An 11996-nucleotide genomic window follows, 5' to 3' on the forward strand; every position below is an offset into this window, starting at 1 on the left:
ACGGCTCCTGAGGGATTATCGTTATGGTGCGGAATATATAGCGATAAGCCGTCTGTCGGGAAGGGGTTGGTGTGATTTGCCGTCGGTGGTGGCCTTGTTGTGGAGCTGCGTGGCAGCGGCGCCCGGCCGCTCCCACGCAGGTGATGCTTGCCCAGCCCAAGGGCTGGGCGGTTTCCCGCAGATCATCGCTACGCCGCCAACCGCCCGCTGGCAATCGCCTCCGACGCCGCCAGCATCGCCCGCAGCAGCACCGCGCAGCCGGCCGCGAGGTCCTCGGGGGCGGCGTTCTCGATTTCGTTGTGACTGATCCCGCCCTCGCACGGCACGAAGATCATCCCGGCCGGGCCCAGCTCGGCGAGGAAGATTGCGTCGTGCCCGGCGCCGCTGACGATGTCCATGTGCGCCAGGCCCAGGTTGCGTGCCGAATCACGTACCGCCTCGACGCAGCCTTTGTCGAAGTACAAGGCCGGGAAGTCGGCGGTGGGCACCAGGTCGTATTCCAGCCCATGCTTGGCCGTGGTGGCCTCGATCACCTGGCGCACCTCGGCGATCATCGACTCCAGTCGCTGGCCTTCCAGGTGACGGAAGTCCAGGGTCATGCGCACTTCGCCGGGGATCACGTTGCGCGAGCCGGGGTAGGCCTGCAGGCAACCGACGGTGCCGCAGGCATGTGGCTGGTGGGCGAGGGCGGTGCGGTTGACCGCCTCGACCACGGCGGCGGCACCGACCAGGGCGTCCTTGCGCAGGTGCATCGGGGTGGGGCCGGCGTGGGCCTCGACGCCGCGCAGGGTCAGGTCGAACCACTTCTGGCCGAGGGCACCGAGCACCACGCCGATGGTCTTGTGCTGGTCCTCGAGGATCGGGCCCTGCTCGATATGCGCCTCGAAGTAGGCGCCGACCGGGTGGCCGGACACGGCGCGGCTGCCGGCGTAGCCGATGGCGTTCAATGCCTCGCCGACGCTCACGCCCTGGGCATCGCGCTTGGCCAGGGTGTGCTCGAGGGTGAACTTGTTGGCGAACACCCCCGAACCCATCATGCACGGGGCGAAGCGTGAGCCTTCCTCGTTGGTCCACACCACCACCTCCAGCGGCGCTTCGGTTTCCACCCCGAGATCATTGAGGGTGCGGATCACCTCCAGCCCGGCCATCACGCCGAAGCAGCCATCGAACTTGCCGCCGGTGGGCTGGGTGTCGATATGGCTGCCGGTCATCACGGGTGGCAGCTTGGCGTTGCGCCCTGGGCGGCGTGCGAAGATGTTGCCTACGGCGTCAATGCTCACCGTGCAACCGGCTGCTTCGCACCACTGCACGAACAGATCGCGAGCCTGGCGATCGAGATCGGTCAGCGCCAGGCGGCATACGCCGCCCTTTGGCGTGGCGCCGAGGCGGGCCAGGTCCATCAGCGATTGCCACAGGCGGTTACTGTCGATGTGGCGTTGGCTGGATTGCAGGATTTCCTTGGCGGGGGTGGTCATGGGGTGTCTCCTCAGGCTGTTATTTTTACCATCACGTGGGAGCGGGCTTGCCCCGCGATGCGGCGCATCAGGGCATCGGTTTGGCCAGCCGCGCCGGGCCGCGCACCGCGATGCCGCCGAGGGCGTAGTAGAGCCCGCCGCCGAGCAGCGAACCGGTGAACCAGCCGTAGTCGTAGAACCAGCTGAAACTGCTGTTGCCGATGGCTATCACAGTCAGCGCCACCGGCACGCCGAAGGCGATGAACCCGGCCCAGTTCCATGCCGGGTACACGTCGTCGCGGTACAGTCCGACGAGGTCCAGTTGCTGGCGGCGGACCAGGAAGTAGTCCACCACCATGATCCCGGCGATTGGCCCTAGCAGGCTGGAATAGCCCAGCAGCCAGTTGGAGTACACGCTCTCCAGGCTCAGGTCGGAGACGATCCAGCCGAGCTTCTTGAGCAGCTCGTGGCCCATCAGCGCCAGGCCGATGAAGCCGGTCAGCCAGACGGCACGGCTGCGCCCGATCAGGCGCGGGGCGATGTTCTGGAAGTCGTTGGTGGGCGAGACGATGTTGGCCGCGGTGTTGGTCGACAGCGTTGCGACGATGATCAGCGCCATGGCCAGGGCCACCCAGCCGGGGCTCTGGATATGGCCGATCAGGCTCACCGGGTCGGACACCGTCTGGCCCACCAGCGAGGCGGAGGCAGCGGTCATGATCACGCCCAGCGAAGCGAACAGGAACATGGTCAGCGGCAGGCCGAAGATCTGCCCGAGAATCTGGTCCTTCTGGCTTTTCGCGTAACGGCTGAAATCGGGGATGTTCAGCGACAGCGTGGCCCAGAAACCGACCATGGCGGTGAGCCCGGCGCAGAAGTAGCCGACCACGCTGGCGCCCTCGGGGCGTTTGGGCGGCTGCGCCAGCAACTCGCTCATCGACATGTACGGCAGCGCCCAGAACAACAGGCCGACACCGACCGCCACCAGCAACGGCGCCGACAGCGTCTCCAGCCATTTGATCGACTCGGCGCCGCGCAGCACCACCCACAGGTTCAGCGACCAGAACAGCATGAAGCCGATCACCTCGCCGGATCCACCCAGTGCCTTCCACTCGGGGAACAATGAACCCAGGAACAGGTGGATGGCCAGACCGCCGAACATCGTCTGGATACCGAACCAGCCGCAGGCCACCACGGCGCGGATCAGGCACGGCACGTTGGAGCCGAAGATACCGAACGAGGCGCGCAGCAGCACCGGGAACGGGATGCCGTATTTGGTCCCGGGGAAGGCGTTGAGGGTCAGCGGGACAAGCACGATGAGGTTGGCCAGCAGGATCGCCAGCAGCGCCTCGCCCACGCTCAGGCCGAAGTAGGCGGTGAGCACGCCGCCAAGGGTGTAGGTAGGCACGCAGATGGACATGCCCACCCATAACGCAGTGATGTGCCACTTGTTCCAGGTGCGCTGGTGCACCTTGGTCGGTGCGATGTCGTGGTTGTAGCGGGGGCTGTCGAGGACGTCGCTGCCGGCGTCGAGCTCGTACAGGCCATGCTGCTCGACCACTTGCGATCTGCTCTGTTGCATGGGGTTCTCCAGGTCTTTTTTCTTGTAGTTGTCGCTCATCGGGCTGACGCGATGGCCGGAGTACACACACCACCAGTACTGCACCTCCGGCCCGGCCAGGCGGTTGTGGCCTGCGTTTTCAACAAACGTGCCGGGAAAGCCCGCGCCTTCCCGGCGGGCCGCCGCCGACCGGAGGTAACTCACTGACCTGCAAAGGCATTCATCAAGGCGGCAGGCGAAGCGGGAGCTCCTGGGCATGCCGTCTGTCTGGCCGGTCCAGCACCCGCGTGGTTCAAACGGGTGCAACCTGGAAAAACACCAGTGCGGCCTGCGCCATCCAGCCAGTAAACAAACACCTGATTTTGCGTAGAAAATCTTGACCAATTTGGCTTCCTGTCAAGTGCGTCAAAATGGTGAAGGGGTGTCACTTTTTGGTGAGCTTGCGAATAAATTGTTAAAAATCAATTATTTATTGTTTTTGATGGTTGCATATATTTTTTCTTGATGAATATCCGATCAGATACTAGCCTCGATTCTTGTCAGGCCTGACAGGATTAATGAAATCACCTCCAGCGCCCGGCCAACACAATTCCAAGAACCGGCCAGAAGACCGGTCAGCCTGCGAGGAAAACGGCATGTCCCTGTTGATCCGTGGCGCCACCGTGGTTACCCATGAAGAGAGCTACCCCGCCGATGTCCTGTGTGCCGATGGCCTGATCCGCGCCATCGGCAAAGACCTCGAAGCCCCCACCGACTGTGAGATCCTCGACGGCAGTGGCCAGTACCTGATGCCCGGCGGCATCGACCCGCACACCCACATGCAGCTGCCGTTCATGGGCACGGTGGCCAGCGAGGACTTCTTCAGCGGCACTGCCGCGGGTCTGGCCGGGGGCACCACCTCGATCATCGACTTCGTCATCCCCAACCCGCAGCAGTCGCTGCTCGAGGCTTTCCATACCTGGCGCGGCTGGGCGCAGAAGAGTGCCAGCGACTATGGCTTCCACGTCGCCATCACCTGGTGGAGCGAGCAGGTCGCCGAGGAGATGGGTGAACTGGTCGCCCAGCATGGAGTGAACAGCTTCAAGCACTTCATGGCCTACAAGAATGCGATCATGGCCGCCGACGACACCCTGGTGGCCAGCTTCGAACGCTGCCTGCAACTGGGCGCGGTACCCACGGTGCACGCCGAAAACGGCGAGCTGGTCTATCACCTGCAGCAAAAGTTGCTCGCCCAGGGCCTGACCGGCCCCGAGGCACACCCGCTGTCGCGTCCATCCCAGGTCGAAGGGGAGGCCGCCAGCCGCGCCATCCGCATCGCCGAAACCCTGGGCACGCCGCTGTATCTGGTGCATGTCTCCAGCCGCGAGGCGCTGGACGAGATCACCTATGCCCGGGCCAAGGGCCAGCCGGTTTACGGTGAGGTGCTGCCGGGGCATCTGCTGCTCGACGACAGCGTTTACCGTGATCCGGACTGGGCCACCGCCGCCGGCTACGTGATGAGCCCGCCGTTCCGCCCGCGCGAGCACCAGGAGGCGCTATGGGGGGGCCTGCAGTCGGGCAACCTGCACACCACGGCCACCGACCACTGCTGCTTCTGCGCCGAGCAGAAGGCCATGGGCCGCAACGACTTCAGCCGGATCCCCAACGGCACCGCCGGCATCGAAGACCGCATGGCGGTGCTGTGGGACGCCGGGGTGAACAGCGGGCGCCTGTCGATGCACGAGTTCGTCGCGCTGACCTCCACCAACACCGCGAAGATCTTCAACCTGTTCCCGCGCAAAGGCGCGATCCGCGTCGGCGCCGATGCCGACCTGGTGCTGTGGGACCCGCAGGGCACCCGTACCATCAGCGCCCAGACCCACCACCAGCGGGTCGATTTCAACATCTTCGAAGGCCGCACCGTGCGCGGCATCCCCAGCCACACCATCAGCCGGGGCAAGGTGCTCTGGGCCGATGGCGACCTGCGTGCCGAGCCGGGCGCGGGGTGTTATGTGGAGCGCCCGGCCTATCCCTCGGTGTACGAGGTGCTGGAACGGCGTGCCGAACGGCAGAAACCGAAGCCGGTTCAGCGCTGAAGCAGCTGGGGCTGCTGCGCAGCCCTATCGCCGGCAAGCCGGCGATAGGGGCGCAAAGCGCTCCCCTGATAACAACACACATGCTCCTGTTGACTGCCATCCCCCAGAACGGACAGGCGAGTGACCGCCGCCTGAACCCATAAAAAAGCGAGAGGCTACAACCGTGATCGATGCCCTGAACCACTTGCCGCGCCCCCGCGCCGGCGCCGACCAGCTGGCCGAGGCCTTCAGCGACCTCGCGCCCCCGCTCACCGCCCGGCAGGCCGCTGTCGAGAGCGCGCGCTGCCTGTACTGCTACGACGCGCCGTGCGTCAATGCGTGCCCCAGCGAGATCGACATCCCCTCGTTCATCCACCGCATCAGCGACGAGAACCTGCAGGGCGCCGCCGAACGCATTCTCTCGGCCAACATCCTTGGCGGCAGCTGCGCCCGGGTTTGCCCCACGGAGATCCTTTGCCAGCAAGCCTGCGTGCGCAACAACGCCCAGGAGTGCGCCCCGGTACTGATCGGCCAATTGCAGCGCTACGCCCTGGACCACGCCGACTTCACCGAGCATCCGTTCCAGCGCTCACCGGCCAGTGGCAAGCGCATCGCCGTGGTCGGCGCCGGCCCCGCCGGATTGTCGTGCGCGCACCGGCTGGCCATGCACGGCCACGACGTGGTGATCTTCGAGGCGCGGGAGAAGGCCGGTGGTCTCAACGAATACGGCATCGCCCGCTACAAGCTGGTGGACGACTACGCCCAGCGCGAAGTGGAATTCCTGCTGGGCATCGGCGGAATCGAGATCCGCCATGGCCAGCGCCTGGGCGGCAACCTGTCGTTGGCCGAGCTGCATGGCCAGTACGACGCGGTGTTCCTCGGCCTGGGCCTGGGGGCCGTGCGCCAGCTGGGCCTGGCGGACGAAGACGCGCCGGGCCTGCTTGCCGCCACCGACTATATCCGTGAGCTGCGCCAGGCTGACGACCTCACCCAGCTGCCGTTGGCTGACCGCTGCCTGGTGCTCGGCGCCGGCAACACCGCCATCGACATGGCCGTGCAGATGAGCCGGCTGGGCGCCCGCGACGTCAACCTGGTGTACCGCCGCGGCGAAGCCGACATGGGCGCCACCGGCCATGAGCAGGAAATTGCCAAGCACAATCAGGTGCGCCTGCACACCTGGGCCCGGCCCGATGCCGTGCTGCTGGATGATGCCGGGCGCGTGCGTGGCATGCGCTTCGCGCGCACGCAATTGATCGACGGACGCCTGGGCGATACCGGTGAAACCTTCGAGCTGGCTGCCGACGCGATCTTCAAGGCCATCGGCCAGCGCTTCGATGAGCAAAGCCTCGGCGATCCGCTGGCGGCGCAACTGGCCCGCGACGGCGAGCGCATACAGGTGGACGCGCACATGCGTACCTCCATCCCCGGCATCTACGCCGGCGGCGACTGTACCGCGCTGGGCCAGGACCTCACCGTCCAGGCCGTGCAACATGGCAAGCTGGCCGCCGAAGCCATCCATGCCCAACTCATGCTCAACGTGGAGGCTGCGTAAATGGCCGACCTGTCCATCGTATTCGCCGGCATCAAGGCACCCAATCCATTCTGGTTGGCTTCCGCGCCCCCCACCGACAAGGCCTACAACGTAATCCGCGCCTTCGAGGCCGGCTGGGGCGGGGTGGTGTGGAAGACCCTGGGCGAGGACCCGGCGGCGGTCAACGTGTCGTCGCGCTACTCGGCGCATTACGGCGCCAACCGCCAGGTGCAGGGCATCAACAACATCGAGCTGATCACCGACCGCTCACTGGAGATCAACCTGCGCGAGATCACCCAGGTGAAGAAGGACTGGCCCGACCGTGCGCTGATCGTGTCGCTGATGGTGCCGTGCCTCGAAGAATCCTGGAAGTTCATCCTGCCGCTGGTGGAAGCCACCGGTGCCGACGGCATCGAACTCAACTTCGGCTGCCCCCACGGCATGCCCGAGCGCGGCATGGGCGCCGCCGTCGGCCAGGTGCCCGAGTATGTGGAAATGGTCACCCGCTGGTGCAAAACCCATTGCACGCTGCCGGTGATCGTCAAGCTCACCCCCAATATCACCGACATCCGCCAGTCGGCGCGCGCCGCGCACCGGGGCGGGGCGGACGCGGTGTCGCTGATCAACACTATCAACTCGATCACCAGTGTCGACCTGGACCGCATGGTCGCCCACCCCATCGTCGGCGACCAGAGCACCCATGGCGGCTACTGCGGGTCGGCGGTCAAGCCGATCGCCCTGAACATGGTCGCCGAGATCGCCCGCGACCCCGAGACCCGTGGCCTGCCGATCTGTGGCATTGGCGGTATCGGCACCTGGCGCGACGCCGCCGAGTTCATCGCCCTGGGCAGTGGCGCGGTGCAGGTGTGCACCGCAGCGATGCTGCATGGCTTTCGCATCGTCGAAGACATGCAGGACGGCCTGGCGCGCTGGATGGACCAGCACGGCCACCGCAGCCTCGAGGCGTTTCGTGGCCAGGCCGTGGGGCATACCACTGACTGGAAGTACCTGGATATCAACTACAAGTCGGTGGCGCAGATCGACCAGGACGCCTGCATCGGCTGCGGGCGCTGCCACATCGCCTGCGAGGACACCTCGCACCAGGCCATCGCCAGCACCCTGAAGGCCGACGGCACCCACGCCTACAGTGTGATCGAGGCCGAGTGCGTGGGTTGCAACCTGTGCCAGATCACCTGCCCGGTGGAAGGTTGCATCGACATGCAGGCGCAGGACACCGGCAAGCCGTACATGAACTGGACGCAGGATCCGCGCAATCCCTATCGTGAGGCGGGTTGAGGAGGCGGTCGATAAACACGCCTCGGCAGCGGTGATGCCTGCTCGAGCTCCGCGCTAGCTGATTGCGGTCTCGTGCAGGCAGTGCCACACCACGCCGTGGTTGCTGCACTCCAGCAATGCCAGCGACCAGCGTGCCTGCACCACACCCTGCAACCGATGGGTTTCCTTGTAGCGCACTGCTACGTTCACCCCGGCCTGCCATACCACCTGGACGTCGCTGACGACGATCTCCAGCCCTGGCCGTGCGCCGGCCGCCCGGCTGAACAGTTGCTCCACCTGTGCGCGGGTCACCACCGTGCCCGCCGTGCCGACCATGCTGAAATCATCGGCGAACACCGCCATCAGTCCGCCGAGCACTGCCTGGGTCTCGGCCGCTGGGCGGGTGAAGATGCTGTGGATCAGCTCATGAACGTGATGAATGCTGCGCTCGGCGCGGGCAATCGCGTGGTCAGGCATGGCGAGGGGTCTCCGGGGGTAGTGTGTGCAGTGTCATCAGTGGCGCCAGCCCGAGCAGCGCGGCCAGAGTGAAGGTCAGGTGATAGGCGTCCGGCGTGCTCAGGCCCACCAGCAACAGGTTGAAGATCATCAGCAGCAAGGCGGCGCCGACGCTGAAGGCCATCTGTCGATTGAGGTTCCACAGCACGCTGGCCTGCTGCATCCGCTCGCCGCTGAAGTCGAGCAGCGCGGTGGTCTGGGCGGTATTGGCACCGATGCCGCCGCCGATGCCCATGAGGCCGTAGGCCGCCATCAGTACGGCGTTGTCCGTCGGGGTATCGACCATGACCAGCAGGCAGATACCCAGGCTGTGCAGGAGCATGCCGAGCAGCAACAGGCGGGCGGCACCGACGCGGTTGTACAGGCGGCCGGCCAGCAACATGGCGGCGAAGGCCCCGGCGGCGTAGAGCAGCATGAACAGGCCGGTGGCCTGGGCGCTCAGCTGCAGCACATCCTGCAGATAGAAGATGTTCAACAGGTTGACCCCGGTGAACACCCCGGGGATCGCATGGTAGACCTGCATCGAGACTCGCAGGCGGGGGCTGGCGAGCAGCTTCAGCTCGACGATGCCTGCCGCAGCGCGTTGGTAATGGGCGCGGTACAGCAAGGCGCAGGACACACCCGCCAGCAGGCAGGCGATGGCCAGTAGGGCGCCATGGCCGGCACCATACAGCGACAGGCCCAGCAGCAGGCAGGCGAGGGCGGCGCTGACCAGCAGCAATCCCTTGAAGTCCGGGCGTGGCGCTGTCGGAGCCGGTGCCTGGTCAAGCCAGGCCCAGGCCAGCGCCGCCGTCAGCAGGGCCAGCGGAATGTTGCTGTGGAAGACCCACGGCCAGCGGCCATGGTCGACGATCAACCCGCCAAGGGTGGGTGACAGCGCCGGCGCCAGCAGCGCCACCGCCATCACCAGAGTGGACACGCGGGCGCGCTCCGGGCCCTTGAAGCGTTCGAAGGTCAGCGCCTGCCCGACGGGGATCAGCAAGCCACCGGCCATGCCCTGAACCAGGCGCCAGGCAATCAACGCGGCAAAGCTCTGCGCCTCGCCGCAGCCCCACACCGCCACGCTGAACGCCAGCATGGCGGTGCTCAACAGCCGCCGCGCGCCCCAGCGATTGGCCAGCCAGGTGCTCACCGGCACGGCCAGGGTCAGCCCGAGCATGTAGGCATTGCCGACCCAGGCGCTGCTGGCGTTGCCAATGGCGAACTCGGCGGCGATCCGTGGCAACGCCACGGTCGGCATGAACAGGTTGATGCAGTCGATGAAGAACCCCATCAGGAAGATCGTTGCCACGCGATACCGGTACGTCATTGCCACTCCTTTTCGACGCGCAGAGTAGGTGTCGTGGACTGGCCCTGTCGATGTCGCTACCCTTGAAACTCTGTTTGATGGAAGTGAACAATGCCGCGCACGGCCCTCCACACCCAGCTCAACCGGGTGCAGACGTTTCTGGCGGTGGTCGATTTCGGCTCTTTCACCAAGGCGGCGGACTTTCTCGGCATCAGCAAAGCCATGGCCAGCCAGCACGTCAAGGCGCTGGAGCAGGCCCTGGGGGTGACGCTGCTGGCGCGCAGCACCCGTGCTATCGCCCCAACCGAAACCGGCCAAAGTTTCTATGAAGATTTCAAGGTGATCGTCAGCGATGTCGAAGGCGCCTTCGCCAATGTACTGCGCCGGCACAACGGCCTATCGGGCAAGCTGCGCATCAGCACCACCGGGGAGTACGGCGAGCGCTTCATCCTGCCGCTGATCCCGCTGTTCGCCGAGCGCTACCCGGCGTTGTCGCTCAGCTACGATACCGACTCGTCGCTGAACGACCTGATTGCCGAGCGGCTCGACCTGGTGGTGCGCCTTGGCGCGTTGCCGGACTCGAACCTGCGCAGTCGCCAGCTGGCCGAGTACGACATTGTGCTGGTGGCTGCTCCGGCCTTTCTTGCTCGCCATGCCATTGAACGGCCCGAGGAACTGGCGGATACACCCTGGATTGCCAACAGCAACCTGCAGAGCCCGACCGCCTGGACCTTGCACAGCGCGCAGGCGGGGAGTGCAAGCGTTGTCGGCCGGGCGGCCTACCAGTCCAATGCGTCCCACGCCATTCGGGCAATGGCCTGCGCCGCCCTGGGCGTAGCGGTGCTGCCGGCCTGGCTGGTCGAACAGGACCTGGCCGACGGCACCCTGCGGCGGGTATTGCCGGACTACAGCCTGCCGAGGCAGCCGATCAGCGTGGTGTACCCGAACAGCAGCCATGTGCCGCACAAGGCCCGGGTGTTCATCGATTTTCTGTGCGAGCACCTGGGGCGCTAAGGGCGCTGCTCACGGCTCCAGGCCGATGCCGCGCAGGATGACGCCGGTCACGGTCTGCACCGCTTGCTCGAACGCCATGTCCGACAGCGGCTCACCGTCATTGAGCAGGGTGACCTGGAAACCGAAGTCGGCGTAGTGCTGGGTCGCCGCCCAGATCATGTACAGCAGCGCCGATGGTTCCACCGGCAGGATGCGCCCGTCGTCGACCCAACTGCGGATCTTCGCCTGCTTGAGCTGCGCCCACGGCACCAGGATTTCGTCCAGGCTGGGGCCCAGCAGCGGGGCGCCGTGGAGGATCTCCTCGGCCCAGATCTTCGAGCCCAGCGGCCGCGAGCGCGAATGGCCCATCTTGGCGCGGATGTAGCTGGTCAGCACCACCCGCGGGTCGTCGAAGTGCTCGAAGCACAGGGCATCCTGTTTCCAGACGTCCAGCAGGTCCTGCAACACGGCGCGGTACAGGTCGTCCTTGGTGCTGAAGTAGTAGTGCAGGTTGGAGCGCGGCAGTTGCGCCCGTTCGGCGATATCGCCCATGGAGGTGGCGGCGTAGCCCTTGTCGGCGAACACCTGCTCGGCGGCTTGCAGGATCTTTTCGACGTTGCGCCGGCGGATCTCGATCTTGTGGTTGGCCATGGGCTGTCCGTGGTGACCTGAACAGGGCAAGGCTAACAGCTTTGCCGGGGCGGCGATAAGGTCAAGGTTGCCGGCTCGGCAACAGCGTCAGTGCTAGGCGGCTGGCGCTGCGCAGGTCCTCTCCGGGCACGCCGTCGCGGGCCTGCACGGAGATACCGTGGAGGAAGGTGGCATAGAAGTGGCCGAGGGCCTCGGCCTGCGTGTCGGCCGGCAACTGCCCCTGGTCACGGGCTTGGCGCAGGCGCTCGATGATCGACTCGGTACGCTGCCGGCGGTGCCCGGACAACCACTGCTGGACGGCCAGGTTGTCCGGTGCCACGCCGCTGGCGGCGCTGACCACCAGGCAGCCCCTGGGCTCGTTGGCGCGGGTGTAGGTGCTGATGGCGTCCTCGAGCATCCGTGCCAGGGCCTGGTAAATATCCGGCAGGGCCAGGGCGCGGTCGGCGAAGCCGCCTTCGGTCGACTCGTACAGGGCCACGGCTTCCTCGAACAGTTGCTGCTTGCTGCCGAAGGCCGCGTAGATGCGCGCGGAGGCGATGCCCAGCGCAGACACCAGGGCCGACATCGAGGTGCCCTCGTAGCCATGCTCCCAGAACAGCCGCATCGCCTTGCGCAGCGCCTGTTGCTTGTCGAATTCCCGAGGTCGCCCTGCCATCGCTCGCCTGCCTGATTACGT

At 65.9% G+C, this 11996-nt stretch carries 10 protein-coding genes; 4 read left to right on the forward strand and 6 right to left on the reverse strand.

The genetic code is table 11. The annotated features are described in order from the left end of the window. Positions 1-188: 188 nt before the first annotated feature. Both KHO27_RS05870 and KHO27_RS05875 read right to left on the reverse strand, forming a co-directional pair. Complete coding sequence (locus tag KHO27_RS05870) at positions 189-1475, reverse strand: Zn-dependent hydrolase (protein ID WP_110698470.1); 1287 nt, start codon at positions 1473-1475, stop codon at positions 189-191. Between the two features lie 67 nt (positions 1476-1542). Next, positions 1543-3033 (reverse strand): NCS1 family nucleobase:cation symporter-1, encoded by a 1491-nt coding sequence (locus KHO27_RS05875; RefSeq protein WP_110699135.1) that lies wholly within the window; start codon positions 3031-3033, stop codon positions 1543-1545. A 614-nt stretch (positions 3034-3647) separates the two neighbouring features. On the opposite strand from KHO27_RS05875, the gene hydA reads away from it, so the two are divergent. From hydA to preA, 3 genes are all read left to right on the forward strand, one after another. Further along, positions 3648-5087, forward strand: coding sequence for a dihydropyrimidinase (gene hydA / locus KHO27_RS05880; protein ID WP_110698468.1), 1440 nt, complete (start codon positions 3648-3650; stop codon positions 5085-5087). 163 nt (positions 5088-5250) lie between these two features. Then, positions 5251-6618 (forward strand): NAD(P)-dependent oxidoreductase, encoded by a 1368-nt coding sequence (locus tag KHO27_RS05885; protein WP_111532898.1) that lies wholly within the window; start codon positions 5251-5253, stop codon positions 6616-6618. Continuing rightward, positions 6619-7893: an NAD-dependent dihydropyrimidine dehydrogenase subunit PreA gene (gene preA, locus KHO27_RS05890; protein ID WP_110698464.1), complete on the forward strand. Its 1275-nt coding sequence runs from the start codon at positions 6619-6621 to the stop codon at positions 7891-7893. It abuts the gene before it with no gap. Positions 7894-7947: 54 nt separating this feature from the next. Here preA and KHO27_RS05895 read toward each other — a convergent pair whose 3' ends face one another. Further along, positions 7948-8349, reverse strand: a complete 402-nt coding sequence (locus KHO27_RS05895; protein ID WP_111532897.1) for a DUF4440 domain-containing protein — start codon at positions 8347-8349, stop codon at positions 7948-7950. After that, entirely contained in the window at positions 8342-9697 is a 1356-nt protein-coding gene (locus KHO27_RS05900) for an MFS transporter (protein WP_214501349.1), read from the reverse strand. The genes KHO27_RS05895 and KHO27_RS05900 overlap by 8 nt, the downstream gene beginning before the upstream one ends. Before the next feature lie 90 nt (positions 9698-9787). Between KHO27_RS05900 and KHO27_RS05905 the strand changes: the two genes are divergently transcribed. Then, positions 9788-10690, forward strand: coding sequence for a LysR family transcriptional regulator (locus tag KHO27_RS05905; RefSeq protein WP_110698458.1), 903 nt, complete (start codon positions 9788-9790; stop codon positions 10688-10690). A gap of 9 nt (positions 10691-10699) precedes the next feature. Here KHO27_RS05905 and KHO27_RS05910 read toward each other — a convergent pair whose 3' ends face one another. After that, a complete protein-coding gene (locus KHO27_RS05910; protein WP_110698456.1) occupies positions 10700-11320 on the reverse strand; it encodes a TetR/AcrR family transcriptional regulator in 621 nt (206 codons plus the stop codon). A gap of 61 nt (positions 11321-11381) precedes the next feature. After that, positions 11382-11975 (reverse strand): TetR/AcrR family transcriptional regulator, encoded by a 594-nt coding sequence (locus tag KHO27_RS05915; RefSeq protein WP_214501350.1) that lies wholly within the window; start codon positions 11973-11975, stop codon positions 11382-11384. Positions 11976-11996 lie beyond the last annotated feature (21 nt).

Source organism: Pseudomonas sp. RC3H12 (assembly GCF_018596375.1).
Lineage (GTDB): Bacteria > Pseudomonadota > Gammaproteobacteria > Pseudomonadales > Pseudomonadaceae > Aquipseudomonas.